The organism is Hoeflea sp. IMCC20628 (assembly GCF_001011155.1).
GTDB lineage: Bacteria > Pseudomonadota > Alphaproteobacteria > Rhizobiales > Rhizobiaceae > Hoeflea.
In genome coordinates, this window is the sequence record NZ_CP011479.1 from 2,693,851 (window position 1) to 2,714,112 (window position 20,262).

Here is a 20,262-nt window from a genome sequence, read left to right on the forward strand (position 1 = left end):
AGAGACAAAAAAGGCGGCCCGAAAGCCGCCTGATTGTTTTCAATCGCTTGAGCGCGACCGGATCAGTCCATGCGCACTGTGACAAAGCGCAATTCGCCGGTGCGTCCGGCCAGCATCAAAAGAGCGTTGCGGCGGCCGTCCTGCTTGAGCGCGGCAATGCGATCGACCACATCTTGCGGTGTCGTCACCTCTTCCTGGGCGATTTCGGCAATGACATCGCCGGGTTCGATGCGCTTTTCGGCGGCAGCGGAATCGGCCTCAACTTCGGTGATGACCACGCCTTCAACATCGCCTGCGATGCCAAATTGCTCGCGGATATCGTCGGTCAGTTCGGCGAGCGTCATACCGAGGGTCACGATGGCTGCGGGTGCTGCATCGGGAACATCCGTATCACCATCGTCGCCGGTCTCGGCGTTTGCCAGTTGCTCGCCATCTTCCAGCCGTCCCAATGTCACCTTGATGGTCTGCTCTTCGCCCTTGCGAATGACCACAACATCGACAGCCTCTCCGACCGGGCTTTCGGCAACGACGCGCGGCAGATCGCGCATGACATCGATTTCCTTGCCATCGAAACGGATGATCACGTCACCGGCTTCAATCGAGCCATCATCGACAGGTCCGTCACGAATGACGCCAGCGACCAAAGCACCCCTGGCTTCAGCCATGCCGAGACTTTCGGCGATATCATCGGTAACCGGCTGGATGCGGACGCCGAGCCAGCCACGCCGGGTTTCGCCGAATTCGCGGAGCTGGTTGATGACATTGAGGGCAAGTTCGGTCGGCACCGCAAAACCAATACCGATGGAACCACCGGACGGCGAAATGATTGCGGTATTGATGCCAATGACTTCGCCGGTCATGTTGAACAACGGACCGCCGGAGTTGCCGCGGTTGATGGCGGCATCTGTCTGGATGAAATTGTCATAGGGGCCGGAATTTATGTCACGGCCGCGCGCCGAGATGATGCCGACCGTCACCGTGCCGCCGAGACCGAAGGGATTGCCGATGGCCATCACCCAGTCGCCGATGCGCATGGTGCCGGAGTTGCCAAAGGGCACTTCGGTCAACGGCTTGAGCGGCTTGACCTTCAACACCGCGAGATCGGTTTTGGTGTCGGCGCCAACCAGTTCGGCCGGGAGTTTGGAACCGTCAGCGAAATTGATTTCAATTTCATCGGCACCTTCGATGACGTGATTGTTGGTAACGATGATGCCGTTTTCGGCATCAATGACGAAGCCGGATCCCAGTGAGGACACTTTCCTGTTGGTCGGTCCGCCCTGTTCGCGATCCCCAAAATACTCGTCGAAAAAATCCTGGAAGGGAGAACCGTCAGGGGCCCTCATCCGAGGTTGGGCCTTGTTGCTGGCTACGTTCTGCGACGTCGAAATATTGACCACCGCATCCAGCAGACCCTCGGCGAGATCCGCCACAGAGGCAGGCCCGGAATTGGATTGTGAATAAGCTGGCACCAGGCCCGGCGATGCCATCATCATGGCTGCGGCGAAGGCCATTGTGACTGCGCGAAAGCGAAAATTCCTCATCAAGACGGTCTCCTTGAACGACAATGCCCATTGGCAGTGATCACAATTTATGGCGCTGTTCCGGCACGTCCAGTCACACTTGCGTCATGGCGCATCGGCGCAATTTACAGATGCTGAGCCAGATAGACGAGCCCGACCCCGATCGCGAGCGCGGCAACTCCGAAGATGCGCAGATACTCATCCGCAAGCTTGGGCAATTCTTCCGCCATGCGGCGGATAAAGGAAGGGGCCAGCGCATAGGCCAGCCCCTCCACAACCAGTACAAGTCCAATCGCCAGAAAGATCGTGCTCACTGGCGATCACCCTTCAATCAGTTGGCCGGAACAGCAGGAGCCACCGCTGGAGCGGCTGGCTTCACGTCGGCAGCACTGTTGTTGAAATAGCGGAAGAACTCGGATGTCGGCGACAGCACCATGGTGGTGCCGGTGTCGGCAAGCGCTTCGCTGTAGGCGTTCATCGAACGGTAGAATTCAAAGAATTCCGCGTCTTTCGAAAATGCCTCGGCGAAGATGCGGTTACGTTCACCGTCGCCTTCACCCCGGATCAGTTCGGCATCACGCGCGGCTTCAGACACTATCTCGACAACCTGACGGTCGGCGATAGCGCGAATACGCTGTGCTGCTTCGTTGCCTCGTGCACGGATCAGTTCGGCTTCGGCCAGACGTTCAGCCTTCATCCGTTCAAAGGTCTGCTGCGAGACTTCCTGAGTGAGATCGGTGCGGCGGATACGCACGTCGTCGATCTGCAAACCGAGCGATGTGGCTTCGGGACGAAGCTGATCGCGCACTTCACGCATCATCGAAGTACGTTCTTCCGACAATGCTGCCTCAAACCCGCGCAGACCGTAAACGGTACGCAGAGCCGAGTTCAGACGAGTCCGGAGCCGGGATTCGACAGCCACCAGATCGCCGGAGACAGTTTGACGGAAGACCTCTGCATTGGCGATCCTGTAGAGCACGAATGCGTCGACTTCGTAGAACTTGCCGCCCGAGACCTGCACACGGATGTTTTCGAGGTCGAAGCGCAAGGCCCGGTCCTCGACATATTGCACCGTGTCGGCCTCGATGAAGGCAAACGGCAGTTTGAAGTAAAGACCGGGTTCGGTCTTCACACTCTGAATCTCACCGAAGCGGACGACGATTGCCTGCTGACGTTCGTTGACGACAAACAGCGACGACCAGACGAGAAAGGCGACGACGGCCAGAAGACCGATGATAATTGGAAGACGATTACCCATTAGTTGGTGCCTCCTGCATTCTTGCGGACTTCAGGCAGGGGCAGATAGGGCACGACGCCGGAGCCGTTGCCATCCTGACCGATGATGACCTTGTCAGATCCGCCGAGGACCTTTTCAAGGGTTTCGAGATAGAGCCGTGACCGGGTCACGTCCGGTGCCTTGGCATATTCCGCATAGACCGAAAGGAAGCGGCCTGCTTCACCGGTCGCCTCATTGACGACGCGATCCTTGTAAGCAGAGGCTTCTTCACGGCGCTGGGCGCCTTCACCACGAGCCTGACCAAGTTTCTGGTTGGCGTACTGGTTGGATTCCTCAACGAAACGGTCTTCGTCCTGCTCGGCGCGCTGCACCTCGTCAAAGGCATCAGCCACTTCGCGCGGCGGTGCGGCGTCTTCGATCGAGACCTGGTTGACCACGATGCCTGACGGGAAAGCGTCCATAACGGTTTGCATGATGGTCTGGACTTCCGTTGCAATCACTTCACGATTGTCGCGGAAAATGTCCTGCGCCGGCCTGCGGCCAACAACTTCGCGCATGGCGCTTTCGGCAACCTGGCGCAGCGTGTCTTCAGGACGTGCAACATTGAACAGGAACGCCTTGGGATCCTGAACGGCATAGAGCACCTTGAATTCGACATCGACGATGTTCTGATCGCCGGACAGCATCAAGCCGTCGCTGGAACCTGTGCGGGAAGAACCGCCGGTGTCCATTTCGCGCTCGACGATCCGGGCCAGTTCGACCGTTTCGAAGGGCCAGAAAATCATGTGCAGGCCAGGCTGGGAAACTTCGTCCTTGGGCTTGCCGAAGCGCAGTTCAACGCCGCGCTCGTCCGGCTGGACCGTGTAGACCGACTGCATCAGCCAAAGGCCGGCCAATCCTAAAATGACCAGACCGATGATTGCCTTGTTGCTGCCCGAACCGGGGCCACCGCCGCCGCCGGGAAGCACCTGGCGCAGCTTGTCCTGGCCGCGCCGGATCAATTCTTCAAGATCGGGTGGGTTGCCGCCATTGCGTGGCGGTTGAGGACCCTTGCCCCATGGTCCCTGATTGTTATCTCCGCCGCCGCCCCATGGACCGCCGCCGCCTCCGTTTTGATTACTCCAGGGCATCAATACCTCTTTTCGAACCGTGTTATGGCGCGCCCCGGTGGATTTCCACCAGAACGCGCACGCTGTCCTCGTTATAGGTATCGTACCGGCCGCTTTCAACGCGGCATTGTACAATCGGGCCCAGTTTAGCCATTATTCCGGTCGAATTATCGCTCTCGCCGCTGCCAGAGGGCAAAGCGGACGGGATGGCTGTCTTTTTCTGACTGCACCGGATCCGACAGGCTGACCTTTTGCCACTGGTTCGAATCAATCGCCGGAAACACCGTATCGCCGTCGATCTCTGCATCGACCTCTGTGAGACAGAGTTCATCGGCCAGGCCAATAGCCTGCGCATAGATTTCACCGCCGCCGATCACAGAGACCTGGCTGCCGCCCGCGTTGCGGGCATGGTCGCGCGCCAGTTCCAGTGCGGCCTCCACGCTGTCCACGGTTTGCACGCCATCGGCCGAAAAGCCTGATCGCGAGACCACAATATTGGCGCGACCGGGCAGCGGCCTTCCAATCGAGAGATAGGTCTTGCGTCCCATGATCACTGGAGTCCCCAGGGTCACGGCTTTGAAATGTTTCAGATCAGACGGCAACCGCCAGGGCATATCGCCGTCACGGCCGATCACGCCGTTGCGGGCATGAGCGGCGACCAGGACAATTTTCACATCGGGTTGCTCGTTTGTCATCATCATGATCACACCGCGATCGGAGCTGAAATGGCCGGATGCGGGTCGTAGCCTTCGAGCTTGAAATCCTCATAGGCAAAGGCGAACAGATCGCTGACATCGGGATTGATCCGCATCACCGGCAGAGCCTTCGGCTTCCGGCTCAACAGAAGATCAGCCTGGTCAAAATGATTCTTGTAGATATGCGCGTCACCCAGAGTGTGAACGAAATCGCCCGGCTTGAGGCCGGTGACCTGCGCTACCATCATGGTCAGCAGCGCGTAGGAGGCGATGTTGAACGGTACGCCCAGGAAAATATCGGCGGAACGCTGATAGAGCTGACAGGACAGTTTGCCGTCGGCGACATAGAACTGGAACAGGCAGTGGCATGGCGGCAGCGCCATCTGGTCGACTTCCGCAGGGTTCCAGGCCGAAACGATGAGCCGACGCGATGACGGGTTGGCCTTGATCTGTTTCAGCACGCCGGCGATCTGGTCGATCGTGGTGCCATCCTGTACCGGCCAGGATCGCCATTGCGCGCCGTAGACCGGCCCAAGATCGCCGTTCTCGTCGGCCCATTCATCCCAGATCGAAACACCGTTGGCCTTGAGATAGGCGATGTTGGTGTCGCCTTTCAAAAACCACAGCAGTTCGTGGATGATCGAGCGGAGGTGCAGTTTCTTGGTGGTCAACGCCGGAAAACCCGCCGCCAGATCGAACCGCATCTGGTGGCCGAACAGACTGCGCGTGCCGGTGCCGGTGCGGTCGTCGCGGTCAAACCCCTGGTCGAGAACAAGGCGTAATAGGTCGTGATATTGCTGCATGGCCGCCGCTTGATGATTCGAGGAGCCGCAACCCTAACCGGTTTGGGCATCCGCTTAAACGCCAGCTTCCGGTTATCCCCGCTGCTTAAGCGCGATCGAGAACCTCAACGGCCAGAATCGTCGGCAGGTGCCGGGCGATCTCTTCCCAGCTGTCGCCTTCATCAAGGCTGGCGAAAACCGAACCGCTGTTGGTGCCGAAATAGATGCCGGCCGGATCGCGTGCGTCGCCTGCCATGGCTTGGCGCAAAACGGTGAAATAGCAGCTTTTCTGGGGCAATCCTTGGCGCAAATCCTGCCAGCTTTCGCCACCATCCTGCGTGCGCCTGACCGCGGCGGCCGCATCAGGCGGAAACCGGCCAGCGCTGTCGCCATTGAGTGGCAGCGTCCAGATCGTGTCGGGGTCGCGCGGATGCACCCGGATCGGGAAACCGAAGGTGGAAGGCAGTCCAGCGGTAATATCGTCCCAGTTGCGGCCGCCATCAACCGAGCGCCAGACCCCGTGGTGGTTTTGCTGATAGAGCAGATCGGCGGTGCCCGGCGCGCGCATCATGTTGTGGACGCAGTGGCCGATTTCACCGTCGCGTGGAGCAGCCGGATGGTCGTGATGCGCGCAACTGTCTGCATTGGAAAGCCGGTTGCGGCGCTCCCAGGTCGCACCGCCATCTTCGGTGGCAAAGACACCTGCGGCCGAGATGCCGACCCAGAGTTTTTTCGGATCGGAGGGATCTGAAACAATGGTGTGCAACACCAGACCGGCGGCGCCGGGGTTCCAGCTGTCGGAGGATGGATGGTCGGTCAGGCCTTGCACCCTCTCCCAGGTTTCACCGCCATCATCGCTGGCCAAGAGACTGGCCGGCTTGGTCCCTGCATAGAGTGTACCGTGCGCATAGCCGACCGACCAGATCTGCGAAAAGCCGTCCGCGAACGGCAATGGCTCATCAGTCCAGTTGATCATGGCGGCAAAGTCCGGGTCGTTGGCGGCCCAATCGTCCATCCTGCCCCTGGTCAGGCGGGTGACGGTCCAGTTCTCGCCGCCATCGCCGGAACGCCAGACCCCGGCGCCGTGCCAGTCACCGCCGCCCGCGGCCCAGATCGTGCCGGTCACCGGATCGCCAATCATGTGATTGATCGGCCAGCCATCGCAGAACGGCCCGGTGACAGACCAGCCATCGCGATCTTTGCCAGCGTTGATGCGAAAGGCACCCTTGGTGGTGCCGATGAGGACTGTCACGCTTTTTGAAGACATCAGGGTGCGCTCCGTCAAACCGATTTCAGTTTATCACCGGAACGGGCCGGAGAAAAGACGGGGACGATGGCCTGGCTCAGACGAGCAGCACTCGCTTGCTGCAACAGCCCAGCCGGCCAATCCAGCGATTACGGCGCTTATCCGCCACTTCAACTCAGTCGGAACATTCGATTAAACCGTCATGCCATCTCCGCGCGGTTTGCAACGGCAAGCCATCCCGCCTACGGTCCGGCTGCACCTCCGGAGAAGTCCATGGAATAAAAGCAATTTTTCGCCGCGAGCCAGAATAATTTTAGTGATGCGACTACGGTAACGGCGAAGCTTTCAAGCACCGTGCCACTGACGCGTCGTGCGATTGATTTGAAACTTAACATTACTTGATTGGGAACAGACATGACACGATACTCAACGATCCGCGCCTTTACCCTCCTGTCAGGAACCATCCTGGCAACTGCGGTTGCGCTGCCTGCACTGGCTCAGAGCGACGAACTGTTCGACAGCCGCGATCAGTACACGACCTATGCGAAGACAGCCGGCGGCTGCAAATCGGGAGACCTGATCAATTGGTCGCCGACCAGCATCTCCGGGACTGACTTCCAGTGCGTTCTCGAAACGAGGGTCCCTGGTGCCGGATCCGGCCTTGATGCCATTGACAGCACATGCATGATCAAAGGTGAAAAGGTCTCCGCTCGAGTCGTATTGGGCCTCGGTGTTCGTCCCGATCACTTCAGTGTGGAAATCCCGGATTTCCTGTTTGCAGACATGTACCCCTGCACGCCGGTCGAAGGCCTTGAAGGCACCAATTAAACAAAAAACCCGCCCGAACTGTCTCAGCAAGGGCGGGACTTTTATGATTCAGGCTTGGACTGATCTTACAACGAACCGAGTTTGCCGAGTTGCTTGGCCACCAGATAATAGAATGTGACGCGGGCCTTGGAATTGTCGGCCTTCATCATCTCGCAGACCGCTGCAACCGCATCTTCAGCAGTGGCGCCGCTCACGCCGAGCTTCTTGCCGCACCATTTTTCGACGACACGGCCCAGTTCCTTTGGATCAGAACAGGCAACCATCGACGCATCGCGGCTTCTCAGCGCGATGCCGAGGTGCCTGACGATCTTGCCGATGATCTCATCGGAGGCGCCGGCATCATATTTTTTTACATCGGATGCGTAGTCAGTCATGGAATTCCCCTTATCCTCATTTTGTCCCGGAGCCCGGCAAGACCAGAGCTTCACCCCGATGGCATGGCAATCGCCGCATGTTTCGCGCTGGCGTTAGCACTGTCAATAGCGTTTTATTGACCACAGACTGCTCAAGCCCTTTTCATTGTCAGCTGCTGACCCTATATTGGGGATGCTGCGCAAGCAGATATGACAATAAACGAGCGTTGAAATAAACCATTCGGACCCGGGGGCGGTACCCGGCGCCTCCACCATGATCCGGCGACTATGCCGAGACGGCCAAACGGCCGGATGATGATGGGGGCGAAACAGGATCGACGAGGGTGTAAAGAGCGACTTTTTGTTCGGTATTGTACCACCGTTATCGGGCTAAACTTGTAGTTGCAAATGACAACTATGCGGAAGCTCGTCTCGCTGCTTAATTGCGGTGTGACACTTCAAATCAAGTCCTAGAGGGTCGCACTTCTGGGCGGGGTTCGGAGGTACCTGGCAACAGAAACCTCCACTTTTTTTCAAGACTGCGGTAGCCCGGCGACAGACCTTTTTAGTTCAAAATCGGCAATACCGTAGCTGTGGTCACCACAGACCACATCTCCAATGCATGAGGCAAAGGGCGTTACCGCCCATTGAAATGACGTATTTGCGTTGAAATCCCCGGAATTCCGCACGATCATTGCTGCCGTGAAGCTTTATCCCGCAACACCGCTTTCAAGGTCACTGCCTTTCCGGTTATAAAGACAGTGAATCGGGGGCGTTGATCGCATTCGTAAACAGGAGTTTGCTTCAAACTCCGGGAACCCAGACAGGAAAGACCGCGCTGATGCCGCAAGACCACATTCGATATGACATCCTTGCCCAGGACGCCTTGCGCGGCGTGATCCGCAAGGTGCTGTCCGAAGTGGCGGCCACCGGTTACCTGCCGGGCGACCATCATTTCTTCATCACCTTCCTGACCGAAGCGCCTGGCGTGCGGATCTCCACCGCGCTCAAGGAACGCTATCCGGAACAGATGACCATCGTGGTGCAGCATCAGTTCTGGGAAATGAAGGTCACCGAATCGCTGTTCGAGATCGGCCTGTCGTTCTCTGACAAACCCGAGAAGCTGGTGGTGCCGTTTGCCGCCGTGCGCGGGTTTTATGATCCGTCGGTCAATTTCGAACTGGAATTCGACACTGCACTCGAAAACGCGGCCAATGATGGCGGCGAAGCTGACGAAGACGGCCGCGTTGAACTGGCCGGTACAATCGAACGGCTCGTCGAGCCTGCGGCCAAAACCGAGAAGACAGACGCGGCAGAAGCCGCCGACGGTGAAGCTGTGGCAGGCGAAGACGGAGCCGAGAAAAAGCCCGGTGCAGATGTCGTCTCGCTTGATTCTTTCCGCAAGAAGAGCTGACGGACCTGTCGGATGAGCGGTGACGTCGTCAATCTGCGCATGGCCCGCAAACGCCGCGACCGCACCGCCAAGGAAGCGGACGCGGAGCGAAACCGTTTCGAGCACGGCCGCAGCAAGGCCGAGCGCGAGCTGGCCCGCGCCCGCAATGACAAAGCCACACGCGAGCACGAGGCTTCGCGCCGCGAGCCCGGCGACAGCGGCACCTGAAAGTGCCGTTGCCTGCGCCAGGCGGACAGATCCGCAAACACTCTGTCAGCATTCGCGGGCATCGGACCAGCATCACGCTCGAAGACGCCTTCATGGACGGGCTCAAACGCATGGCGGATGAGCGCGGCATGGCGCTGGCTGCACTGATTGCCGAAATCGACAGTGCCCACGACGCGCCGGTCAACCTGTCCTCGGCGATCCGCGTGGCGGTGCTTGACTGGGCGATGGGCGCCTCTGGTGAACCAACTTCAGGTCATGACGACGATTGACGCATAGGTTGGCGTTGTCGGCATCCTATCGATTGATCAGTTTTTCCAGAGCCTCGACAACAGAATGCGAGATTGATTGGCTTGCGGCCATCGCTTGCAGTGGACAGGGGAGATCCAGACGTTTGAGCGCCTTGGGGATTTCGAATGAGTTTGCCGATGACAGCCGCGCAAGTTGCGGCCATGTCACTGGGATTGCCACCGGTGCACCTTGGCGGGCGCGGATTGAATAGGGCGCGACCGCCGTTGCGCCGCGCTCATTGCGTAACCAGTCGATGAAGATCTTGCCCTTGCGCTTGGCCTTCGACATCGTCGCGACATAGCGGTCGGGATGGCGCTCTGCGAGATGGGTGGCGATGGTGCGGGCGAAAAAGGCCACCGTCTCCCATTCGGCAATGCGCCGCAACGGCACGATCACATGAACGCCCTTGCCGCCGGTGACCATTGGCAGACTGTCGAGGCCGATTTCGGCGAGCATCTTTCTGAGCTGTTTGGCAGCGGTCTTGACCTCGGCAAAATCCAGTCCTTCGTCGGGGTCTAGATCGAAGACGAGACGGTCGGGCTTTTCCAGCGCATCGGTGCGTGATCCCCAGATGTGAAACTCGATCGAGCCCATCTGTGCTGCGGCAACGAATCCCTCCGGTTTCTCGATCACCATATAGGGCTCGGTCTTGCCCGAACTTTCCTCGATATCGACACTGCCGATGCCATCGGGAAAGCCCTGGCCGGCATGTTTCTGGAAGAAGCAATCGCCATCGGTTCCGTCCGGGCAGCGCAGCAGCGAGACTGGCCGGTTGCCGGCAAAGCCCAGCATCCGCTCTGCTGCCTTGGCGTAATAGCTTGCGACGTCGCCCTTGGTGTAACCGTTATCAGCAAACACCACCCGGTCTGGATGGCTGATCCGCACTCCGAGGAAACTCCCGTCCTCATGTTCCGAGGTGGCCGGTTCTTTCGGCATGTCCGGTTTTTCGAGCTTGACCATGGAGGCCTCCTTGTCTTCGCGGACGCCACGGAAAATACCGTGGCGGATACTGCCCTGATCAGTCAGTTCGGCATAATCGACCTCGATCACCAGATCGGGGGTGAGCCAATGTGCGGCCCGGGCAATGTCGGCAGGCACTTCGTCGAACGGGCTCGTCTGGCGCGTGCGCGTTCCCATCAGGGATGACAGCTTGTCGAGATCGCGTTCACCCAGGCCGCCGCCAACACGTCCGCGGTAACGCAGAACTCCATTTTCGAGCGAACCAACCAGCAGCGATGCAAACGGCCGGCCCTTGGCTTGCGACGGCGAATAGCCGCCAACAATGAATTCCTGGCGCAGCCTGGTCTTGATCTTCAACCAGCTGCCGCTTCGGCTTCCCGCATAAACGCTGTCACACGCCTTGGAGATGATCCCCTCGCCGCCCGCTTTCTCGATCGCCTTGAACACTTCCGGACCGTGCCCGACCACATGTTCCGAGTAGCGGATCGGTGTGTCCTTGGATTGTTCTGCAAGCAGCGACGCCAGTGCCTCCTTGCGCTCGATCAGCGGGCGCTTGTCGAGTTTTTCGCCATCAAGCTCAAGCAGGTCGAAGGCCATGAAGATAACCGGCCTCCCCTGCTCCAGATCGCGCTGAAGCGCGGAGAAATTCGAGCCCTTGCCATTGCTGACGGACACCACCTCGCCGTCGATCAGGGCACTGCGGCAATCGAGCTCGGCAAAGGCCTCGTCCAGTCCGGCATAGCGGTCTGTCCAGTCCAGCCCGGAGCGGGTGTAGAGTTTGGTCCCGCCCTTTCCCAGTGCCGCCAGGCAGCGATAGCCGTCGAACTTGGTTTCGTGCAGCCAGTCATCGCCCTCGGGAACATGATCGGAAAGCTTGGCAAGCTGCGGCTTGCGGAATTTTGGCGTGGCCAGGTTGAATCCGGGCTTGGCCTTCGCCTTGCTGGGTTTCTTCGGCTTAGGTTTGGCAGCAGCTTTGCCGGCCGCGATGTCAACCATGCTGCGCCCGGTTGCGATGCTGGTGTCATAGCGTTCAATGAGGCCGTCTTCGGTGTCCTCTTCGAGCGAATCGTGTTCCTTGATGAGCAGCCAGTTCTCGCGCTTTTCCTTCGTGTGCATGCGCACCAAGGTCCACTTGCCCTGCATTCTCTGACCATGCAGAACGAATTTCAGTTTTCCTGACTTCAGGCCTTCGGCGAAATCATCTTGCGGCTGCCACCAGCCCTGATCCCACAGCATCACCGTGCCGGCGCCATATTGCTTGGCCGGAATGGTGCCTTCGAAACTGCCATAATCGAGCGGATGGTCCTCGGTGCGAACCGCCAGCCGTTTGACCGATGGATCGGCGCTTGGCCCCTTGGTGACGGCCCAGCTGAGCAGCACGCCGTCCCATTCCAGCCGGAAATCATAATGCAGTCGGCGCGCGTCATGTTTCTGCACGACAAAGACCGGCCGACCGGAGGTCTTGGGCGGGCTGTCGCCGCTTGGCTCGGCGGTTTTGGAAAAGTCGCGCTTGGCTGCATAGTCAGCAAGTCTTTTGGCAGACACCGCCATCAGGCAGATTTCTTTCTGGCCGAGGCCTTCTTGCCGCTGGCCGTTGATTTGGTTGAGCGCGTGGGTGATTTCTTGCCGGATCCGGTGGAGGCCTTGCCACCCTCGGCTTTGGCAAGGCTCTGCTTCAGCGCCGCCATCAGATCGATCACATTGCCGCCACCGCCGCTGTCGCTGCTGGTGTCATCGGTCTGGACCCGCTTGGTTGATTTGCTTTTGGTCTTGCGGTCGATCAGATCCCTGAGTGCTGCGGTGTAATTGTCCTTGAAAGCGTCAGCCTTGAAGGCAGCCGTCTTGCGCTTGATCAGCGATTTGGCAACGTCGAGCAGATCCTCGTCGGCGGTGTCGTCCTCGATTTCGGAAAACAGCGGATCGGCATCGCGGATCTCGTCCGCATAATGCAGGGTTTCGAGCAGCAGACCATCGCCGCTGGGCTTGACCGCAGCCAGATATTCCTTGCCGCGCATGGTCACCTGCCCCAGCCCGATCATCTTGGTTTCGCGCAAGGCGTCGCGAACGACCCGGTAGGCATCTTCGGCAAGATCGTCGGTAGGCACAAGGTAATAAGGCTTGTTGAAATAGAGCGGGGATATTTCGCAGGCGTCAACGAACTGAACCAGCTCAAGGGTTTTCTTGGTTTCGAGCTTGATGTCATCAACGTCGTCGGGATCGATCAGCAGATACTGATCCTTCTCATATTCAAACCCCTTCATGATATCGTCGGCATCAACCGGGCCAACACCGGGCACAGTCTTCTCGTAGCGGACCGGCTTTCCCGATGGTCCGTGAATCTGCCTGAAACTGATGCGCGCACCTGTCTTGGTGGCGGAATACATTTCCACGGGAATCGACACCAGGGACAACCGCAATTGTCCTTTCCATATCGGTCGCGCTGCCATTACTCCCTCCCACTGCGTTAGCCGGGTCTGGAAGATCGCTTCAGCGCCCCCAACTATCCCGTCAATGGTTCAACGATTGAGACCGGCATGGGTTCCATGGTGGAGAAAAGCAGGGGGTATGCGAAGAGCGATCGGCCTAGGACCAGAGCTCAAAAGCGCGGTGGCTTATTGTCCACCAGCAGCAAAATTGAAGAAGGCATAGGCGTGGTCGATGGCCTCACCACTGGTCTGAGCTGCCCGGGCCAGTTTGGGCAAAAGCGTGGCCGCCAGTTCGACATCTTCCGGCACCGAGGCAAGGAAGCGATCATTGCCCGAAACCACCAGAATGGCCTGTAAATCAGCCTTTCTTTCAGTCATTTCCACCAGCTTGATTTCGAATACCGCCTGACCGCCGGATCGCTTGACGAACTGGTCAATCCGGTAGCAGAAGCCATCGCTGTCGATCAAATAGAAGACGGCGGTGCTGCTGGACGCGCCGGTGAGCACGCCGCGCAATGTTTCACCGCTGTTGATGCGATCATTGTCCAACGTCAGAGCCAGCTCGGACTTGCCGGAAATCGCCGACTGCTCGAGAAAATCGGGCAGTGGACATTGTGCGCTGGACAGCAGTCTGACCTGAAGGTCAGGCTCGAAACCGAAGGCAGACTTGAAGTGATTGTAGAAGATCTGGAAGGCTTCGACCTTGTCGCCCATTCCTTCCAGCGCCATGCTGTCGGGCGTTTTTGACACCAACCGGACTTGAAAACAGGCATTGTCCTGGTGGTCTTCAACCCATTGCACGCGTGGATCCGCCGTTTCCGAAACCGGCTCGGCTGGCGTCTGCGGCTCGACTGCCTCTGCAGCGGCCACCTCATTCTGCTTTGCCCTGGCCGCAGCCTCCATCTCGTCCGCCCTGGCCGCTTCCGATGCCGCCTGGCGTTCTATAATGGCTTTCAATTCAGCTTCATCAGCTGCGGCTTGGCGTTCGGCAGCCGCTTGCAATTCAGCGACTTCCGCTGCCGCCTGACGCTCCGCTGCGGCTTTCTGTTCAGCGGCTTCCGCGGCTGCCTGGCGCTCTGCAGCTGCTTTCTGTTCAGCGGCTTCAGCTGCTGCCTGACGTTCCGCTGCGGCTTTCACTTCAGCGAAGCGGACTTGTTCCGCTTGTTTTTCGGCCAATTCCGCAGCCAGGTCTTCCGCCAACTTTGCTGCGGCTGCAGCGGCCTCTGCCTCACGCGCCTGGCGGGCTTCTTCGGCAACCCGCTTGGCTTCTTCCGCCGCGCGCAAGGCCGCGGCCTTCTCTTCGGCAATGCGGGCTTTCTCGGCTTCTTCCGCCGCCAACTTTGCGGCAGCCGCTTCCGCCTTTCGAATTTTCTCTGCTTCTTCCGCTGCAAGTTTGGCGGCCGCAATCTCAGCTTCTCGCGCAGCCTCCGCAGCAATCTTGGCCTCGGCCTCCTGCTGCAGCCTTGCTTCTTCGGCCAGGCGTGCTGATTCTTCGGCTTGCAGCCGCGCCGCCTCCTCGGCTTCGACCCGCGCCCGTTCTGCGGCCTCACGCTGGCTGGCGCGTTCGGTCAGAAGTGCGATTTCGCGCCTGAGCCGCTGCTTTTCAACAACTCCGGCCTGCAGCAGTTCGACCTTGCGCCGTTCCCGTTCAAAATTCCGCATCGAGAGATAGGTGGTCATCTGGCTGGCGTCGATGGACACTGCCGGGTCAACCAGAAGGCCGCCAATACCGAACACCACAGATGGGTCTGCGCCGGCGATCGCCTCAACGCCGGGCTCGAAGGTCATCCGCCAATTCGCATCGAGATGAAGGTCGGTCAGGTCGACGCGGGCATCACCAGCCAGACGGGTCTGGTCATCCTGGATTTCGGCGTTGGAAAACCGAATGATTCCACCGGTCAGGGTGAAAGGCAGACGCAGCGACTCTGCGCCCAATTCGCCACCGGGCATCAACCCGGCAATCATTTCGGTCACCGGTTCGACCTCAATTTCAAATCCTTCGCGATCGGTCACTCCGAGAATGCGGGGGAAAGCATCGGGATCGAGGCCGGATATCGTCAGATCATCGACCAGCAGTTCTCCACCCCCGGCCAGTGACGTGACCAGTTCGCGGATGGATTTGCCGGTACCTTCCAGGCTGACGCTGGCCCCGGCCCGGCCGGCCAGTACGGAAGAGCCGCGAACCGCCCGATCAAGGGCAGCCAGATCGGATCCAGATGCCGAAATGCGGCCGGACATGAACACCGTTCCATCGGTGTTGGACAGAGACAGAGTGCCGCCCAGACGGCCGCCAAACCAGTCGGCTTCGGCCTGATCGAGAACCATCGTTCCCGTGCCGGTCGACAGATCAGCCGTCAGATTTTGCGCGGTCCCACCCCGCCCGAGATCAAACTCGCCGGCTTGCAAGGCAATTGTCATATCCGGCTGCCCGGGCGCAGGCGGCAGGAACCGGTCGTCGCTCCAGCTTGCGCCATCCGTGCCAGCCAAGTGAGAGCCCAGAGCCTTTTCGCCCAGCCAGCCAAGGCCTATGCGGTCGAACCGCAAGCTGCCGGTGCCGGTTATTCCGGAGGCCGAACGGTCAAACTCCAGCTCGCCCGAAAATCCGTTGTCTACTGCCTTGCCGGTGATCTCGGACAGCAACACCTGCTGATCATTCATGGCCAGAAACGCGGTCATCGATAGCGGCAATCCTGCGCCAGACTGCGGTAGTGACTGACCCAGCATGATGGCGAAAGGCTCGATATCGGCGGCGTCGATTTCGAGATTGAACAGACCCGTGGCCGCCTCACTTGCCGGGATGCTTCCATTGCCCTTGAGGGTGACCATCGAAGCGCCCGAGGTCAACGTTGCGTCAATTTCGAGGTCGCCGTCATCGTCTCCGCCAGAGACGTTCAACCTCAATGCTGCCGGGCCCTCGCCTTCAAGCGGCAGAACGTCCACACCGGCCTGTTCGAGAATCTGGTAGGCCTCGGGGTTGTCCGCAGCAACATCAATGGTGCGCGGGCCATCGCCTCCAGGCATGAAACCGGTTCCTGCGGCACGAATCCTGAACGTACTGCCACCGGCGGTGCCGGTGACAGTGAGATCCGGTCCCGATTCCGGATCGAGGGCAAGATTGATATCGGCAGACAAGGCGTCGAACGCAAAGCTGTTGGCGGCAAGACGGCGGACAATCTGGTGATCGCCGGTCGCCTGCGCGGCCAGATCAAACAGACCGCTGGCTTCAGCAGCGCCGAGCTGACCGCTGATCGTTCCGCCGGGATTTGCCACCGGTCCTTGCAGCGATGCGGAAAACGAGCCTGATGCGCCTCCGAAATCGGCGAATTTGAGACTGTCGACCGTCAAGCGGCTGTCGCGCCACAGCAGCGATGTCTCAAAACCGTTGAGGCGATAAGCGCCAGCGGTAAGAGTGTCGGCCTTGATCCGGGCAGCCAGGTTGTAATCGACAAGCGGACGCACCGAACTGGTCTCGCCGCCCGCAAGCAGCGCCAGCGCCCGAACCGCGTCGACATCGAGCGTGTCGCCGGATAGCTCCACCGAGAGCGACGGTGGTCCTTCGGCCGGCACTTCGCGCTCCAAACGGCCTTTGAGAATTGCGGGACCGACCGCGACTTCCAGCGTTTCGAACCGCTGCAGTGCCGGCGACAGACTGACATTGGCGGAAAAACCGGCAGCACCAAGCCGCCGGATCACAGGATCAACATCTCCGACAAGCCAGTTGGCCAATCCCGACGGCTGGGTCGAGGCGACGGTCAGCGTGCCGTTGAAACTGGCATCCTTGCCCGACACCAGCCGGCCGCGCGCCTCAACGGTTGTGCGTCCGGGCAGATTGGCGGAAAATCCGTCGATCAGCCAGGCGTCGCCATCGGGCCGGGCGTCCAGCGTGATTTCGCGCAATGTCGTGTCTCCGGCAACGATGGCCGGCAGATTGAGCGATACACGCCCTGGCAATGGCGGTGGCGGCAGCCGGTCTATCAGCGCATTGATCACAGCCAGCCGTTCTGCTGCAGGAACAGCCACAGCCCTGTCGCCGGGTGAGGCTGTTTCGTCGCCGATCTGGTCCATGTTGATTTGCTGGCCATCGGCGATCAGCAGGAATTCGGGATTAGGACCGGTGTCGACTGTGGCCTGTCCGGTCACCACATAAGGATCAGCCGACATTCCCATTTCCGCGCGCCACTCCTGGATCGTCAGACGCTCATTGGTGGCGGCAAAATCGCCCTTGGCCACAATCAATGGCCGTTCCGGCGCACTGCCTCCCGCATCGGTATCCGCCAGCGCGGTGAACGTGAAAAGCCCATCATAGTGCGGTTTGTCACCTTCAATCCGCGCTTCGCCCTCCGTCTCCAGAAGCACCGGCCAGGTATCAGGCGCCAGCCGCATGCGCATCCGGATGGCGCCATTGCTTTGGGCAATGCCAGTGGAGATCGACACGCCGCCACGCTGGCCGGCAATCTCGCCTTCGGCTTCAATGGACCACGGACCGGATAGTGATTTCGCGGACACCAGAGCATTAACGTTCTTAATGCGGTGGGTGCGCCCGTTCTGCTCATCGATGACGGTGATATCGGCGTTCTGGATGGTGACGTGCTCAAGCACCACCAGATCCCCCGGTGGTGTCGGTTTGCGCTTGAGCGCCCAATCCAGCGTGCCATCATCAAGAATCCGCACGACAGCCTGGGGAGCTTCCACCCGCATATCGAAGATCCGCACTTCGCCGCTGAGGAACGGTGCCAGTTCAGCATCCATCGAGAATTTGCTGACCGTCATCGCCGGTTGTGCCTCGTCACCGACGGTGACGTCCGAGAAGGTGACTGACGGGAACGGCAACAGCCGCGCATCGGCCTCGCCACGAACCTTCACCGGCTGGCCAATAATGCGCCCCGCCTCGGCCTCAAAAGCGGTCCGATAGCTGCTCCAGTCAATAAAATAGGGAGCGATCAGCGCTGCAAACAGCGCCAACACCAGCAATCCACCAAGACCGACAAATACACGAACCAGTTTCTTAATCCTCCGCCGCGATCAGCATGACCACTCTGTTACGTCTTAGCCGTTGAATGGAAAAATCTTGCCCGGGTTCATGATGTTCATCGGATCAAGCGCCTGTTTGATCTGCCGCATCACGGACACGCTCTCTCCCATTTCAAGGGGTAGATAAGGCCGCTTGCCCTGACCTATACCATGTTCACCGGTGCAGGTTCCATCCATCCCCAGCGCCCGCGCATTGAGCCGTCCGACGAAGGCTTCGGCTGCCGCCACTTCTGCTGGAACGTCGGTATCCATCAACACCAGCACATGAAAATTGCCGTCTCCGGCATGACCGACGATCGGCGCAACAAGGCCGGACGAAGCGATGTCTTCCTGCGTCTGCACAACACATTCGGCGAGCCGCGAAATCGGCACGCAGACATCGGTGGAAAGCCCCTTGGCGCCAGGTCTGAGCAGCAGCGATGCCCAATAGGCGTTGTGGCGCGCCTTCCACAATTCGGTACGGCGTTCGGGGTTAGTGGTCCACAAGAACTCCCCGCCACCGCAGTCGGCGGCGATCTCGGCAAACATCGAAGCCTGCTCGGCAACGCTCGCCTCGGTGCCGTGAAATTCCAGAAACAGCGACGGGCTTTCCGGATTGGAAAGGTTCGAATAGGCGTTGCAGGCTTTCATCTGAAGCGCGTCGAGAAGTTCGATACGGGCAACCGGGATGCCCATCTGGATGGTCATGATCACCGCGTTACAGGCGGCTTCGACGCTCGGGAAAGGGCAGACGCCGCCCGAGATTGCCTGCGGGATGCCCTGCAGTTTCAGCGTCACGGACGTGAGAACCCCCAGAGTGCCCTCCGAGCCGACAAACAGCCGGGTGAGATCGTATCCGGCCGAGGATTTGCGGGCGCGGCGGGCGGTGCGGATTTCCTCGCCGTTGGCAGTCACCGCCGTGACCGCGATGACATTTTCGCGCATGGTGCCATAACGCACCGCATTGGTGCCCGAGGCGCGGGTTGCGGTCATTCCACCGATCGAGGCATTGGCACCGGGATCAATGGGGAAAAACAGACCGGTGTCACGCAGATAAGCATTCAGTTGCTCGCGTGTCACACCCGGCTCAACCGTGCAATCAAGGTCTTCGGCATTGACCTCGAGCACCTTGTCGAGCCGCGCCATATCAATCGAAATGCCCCCATGGGGCGCATTGACCTGGCCTTCAAGCGAACTGCCGGTGCCGAACGGAATGATCGGAACCTTGTGGTCAGCGCAAGCGCGCACGATCAGCTTGATGTCATCAGCGGTATTGGGAAACACCACGGCGTCCGGCAACTGTGCTTTTATATAGGTGGTGGTGTGGGCATGCTGGCCCCGCAACGCCTCGCCGGTTTGCACCTGGTCGCCGAACCGCTGGCGCAATACGCCGACAACAGCGGCGATGCCCTCTTCGTTGCGAAGGCCAGTTTCGACATCACCCATTCGATACTCTCCCGTCAGTCGCGTTTACCGCAATCGGTGGCAAATGCTTGCCGCATCAGTTTGATGAGGTAATGTGCAAACTGCGGCGCACTTGTCCAGTGCGGGCAAGGCCGCAGACATGCTTTCCAGCGCCGCGCGTCGCAAATGACGCACAAAACAGCTGTAACGCATTCAGACGCCGAATGATTTCTGCATTGTCGACTGCGATGCGGAGACCGAGAAAACCGAAAAGGAGACGCCATGTTGTTTGATGCTCCAGTGATCGCGCCCGCGCGCGGACTGGATCCCGCTTGGCTGGATTTCAACGGCCATCTCAACATGGCCTATTACAATGTGCTGTTTGACGAGGCGGCCGATAATGCCTTCGAATTGATCGGTTGCGGACCCGGCTATCGGGCTGCACGCAACCTGAGCTTTTTCACAGCCGAATCGCATGTGTGCTACCTGCGCGAACTCAAACCCGATGCGATGGTCACCGCAAGCGTGCAGATTCTCGATTTCGACGCCAAACGGGTGCTTTTGTTTCAGGAACTCAGACATGTGGACGGCTGGCTGTCTGCAACATCGGAGACACTGCAGCTGCATGTCGACATGACCGGGCCGCGCGTTACGCCGATGCCCGACGACATCCTTGCCAATGTCACCGAAATGGCAGCGGCACACAAAGACTTGCCGCGCCCCGACCAGGCCGGCCGGTCGATCGCGATAAAGCGCGGCCAACCGAGCAGGACTGACTGATTC

The 20,262-nt window shown here is 59.5% G+C and carries 17 protein-coding genes and 1 other RNA gene; 6 read left to right on the top strand and 12 right to left on the bottom strand.

Annotated features, from left to right (window positions below; genetic code table 11):
- Positions 1-62 precede the first annotated feature (62 nt).
- From IMCC20628_RS12855 to IMCC20628_RS12885, 7 genes are all read right to left on the bottom strand, one after another.
- Positions 63-1,541: a DegQ family serine endoprotease gene (locus tag IMCC20628_RS12855; RefSeq protein ID WP_047030546.1), complete on the bottom strand. Its 1,479-nt coding sequence runs from the start codon at positions 1,539-1,541 to the stop codon at positions 63-65.
- Between the two features lie 104 nt (positions 1,542-1,645).
- Positions 1,646-1,834, bottom strand: coding sequence for a DUF2065 family protein (locus IMCC20628_RS12860; protein ID WP_047030547.1), 189 nt, complete (start codon positions 1,832-1,834; stop codon positions 1,646-1,648).
- Between the two features lie 17 nt (positions 1,835-1,851).
- The gene (locus IMCC20628_RS12865) at positions 1,852-2,778 is read right to left on the bottom strand and encodes a protease modulator HflC (protein WP_047030548.1); all 927 of its coding nucleotides are present in this window, start codon (positions 2,776-2,778) and stop codon (positions 1,852-1,854) included.
- Positions 2,778-3,887, bottom strand: a complete 1,110-nt coding sequence (gene hflK / locus IMCC20628_RS12870) for an FtsH protease activity modulator HflK (protein WP_047030549.1) — start codon at positions 3,885-3,887, stop codon at positions 2,778-2,780. The genes IMCC20628_RS12865 and hflK overlap by 1 nt, the downstream gene beginning before the upstream one ends.
- A 146-nt stretch (positions 3,888-4,033) precedes the next feature.
- Positions 4,034-4,561, bottom strand: a complete 528-nt coding sequence (locus IMCC20628_RS12875) for a dihydrofolate reductase (protein ID WP_047032543.1) — start codon at positions 4,559-4,561, stop codon at positions 4,034-4,036.
- Between the two features lie 8 nt (positions 4,562-4,569).
- On the bottom strand, positions 4,570-5,364 hold the full coding sequence (locus IMCC20628_RS12880; protein WP_047030550.1) for a thymidylate synthase: 795 nt from the start codon (positions 5,362-5,364) through the stop codon (positions 4,570-4,572).
- Positions 5,365-5,449: 85 nt separating this feature from the next.
- Entirely contained in the window at positions 5,450-6,610 is a 1,161-nt protein-coding gene (locus tag IMCC20628_RS12885) for a sialidase family protein (protein ID WP_047032544.1), read from the bottom strand.
- 393 nt (positions 6,611-7,003) lie between these two features.
- Here IMCC20628_RS12885 and IMCC20628_RS12890 point away from each other — a divergent pair, with 393 nt between their 5' ends.
- Complete coding sequence (locus IMCC20628_RS12890; RefSeq protein ID WP_047030551.1) at positions 7,004-7,417, top strand: hypothetical protein; 414 nt, start codon at positions 7,004-7,006, stop codon at positions 7,415-7,417.
- Positions 7,418-7,482: 65 nt separating this feature from the next.
- Here IMCC20628_RS12890 and IMCC20628_RS12895 read toward each other — a convergent pair whose 3' ends face one another.
- On the bottom strand, positions 7,483-7,791 hold the full coding sequence (locus tag IMCC20628_RS12895) for a DUF2853 family protein (RefSeq protein WP_047030552.1): 309 nt from the start codon (positions 7,789-7,791) through the stop codon (positions 7,483-7,485).
- Between the two features lie 135 nt (positions 7,792-7,926).
- Here IMCC20628_RS12895 and ssrA point away from each other — a divergent pair.
- The 4 genes from ssrA (at position 7,927) to IMCC20628_RS12910 (ending at position 9,660) form a co-directional block, all read left to right on the top strand.
- Positions 7,927-8,298: a transfer-messenger RNA gene (gene ssrA / locus IMCC20628_RS24735) on the top strand.
- A gap of 313 nt (positions 8,299-8,611) precedes the next feature.
- Positions 8,612-9,184: an SspB family protein gene (locus IMCC20628_RS12900; protein ID WP_047030553.1), complete on the top strand. Its 573-nt coding sequence runs from the start codon at positions 8,612-8,614 to the stop codon at positions 9,182-9,184.
- A gap of 12 nt (positions 9,185-9,196) precedes the next feature.
- Entirely contained in the window at positions 9,197-9,391 is a 195-nt protein-coding gene (locus IMCC20628_RS12905; protein ID WP_047030554.1) for a DUF4169 family protein, read from the top strand.
- Positions 9,392-9,399: 8 nt separating this feature from the next.
- On the top strand, positions 9,400-9,660 hold the full coding sequence (locus IMCC20628_RS12910) for a ribbon-helix-helix domain-containing protein (protein WP_047030555.1): 261 nt from the start codon (positions 9,400-9,402) through the stop codon (positions 9,658-9,660).
- Positions 9,661-9,685: 25 nt separating this feature from the next.
- Here IMCC20628_RS12910 and ligD read toward each other — a convergent pair whose 3' ends face one another.
- The 4 genes from ligD to IMCC20628_RS12935 form a co-directional block, all read right to left on the bottom strand.
- A complete protein-coding gene (gene ligD / locus IMCC20628_RS12915) occupies positions 9,686-12,190 on the bottom strand; it encodes a DNA ligase D (RefSeq protein ID WP_047030556.1) in 2,505 nt (834 codons plus the stop codon).
- Positions 12,190-13,086, bottom strand: coding sequence for a Ku protein (locus IMCC20628_RS12920; RefSeq protein WP_047030557.1), 897 nt, complete (start codon positions 13,084-13,086; stop codon positions 12,190-12,192). The genes ligD and IMCC20628_RS12920 overlap by 1 nt, the downstream gene beginning before the upstream one ends.
- 165 nt (positions 13,087-13,251) lie before the next feature.
- A complete protein-coding gene (locus IMCC20628_RS12930; RefSeq protein ID WP_343123259.1) occupies positions 13,252-18,075 on the bottom strand; it encodes an AsmA-like C-terminal region-containing protein in 4,824 nt (1,607 codons plus the stop codon).
- A gap of 36 nt (positions 18,076-18,111) precedes the next feature.
- The gene (locus tag IMCC20628_RS12935; protein WP_047030558.1) at positions 18,112-19,521 is read right to left on the bottom strand and encodes an FAD-linked oxidase C-terminal domain-containing protein; all 1,410 of its coding nucleotides are present in this window, start codon (positions 19,519-19,521) and stop codon (positions 18,112-18,114) included.
- A 240-nt stretch (positions 19,522-19,761) separates the two neighbouring features.
- Between IMCC20628_RS12935 and IMCC20628_RS12940 the strand changes: the two genes are divergently transcribed.
- A complete protein-coding gene (locus IMCC20628_RS12940) occupies positions 19,762-20,259 on the top strand; it encodes a thioesterase family protein (protein ID WP_047030559.1) in 498 nt (165 codons plus the stop codon).
- Positions 20,260-20,262: the final 3 nt, after the last annotated feature.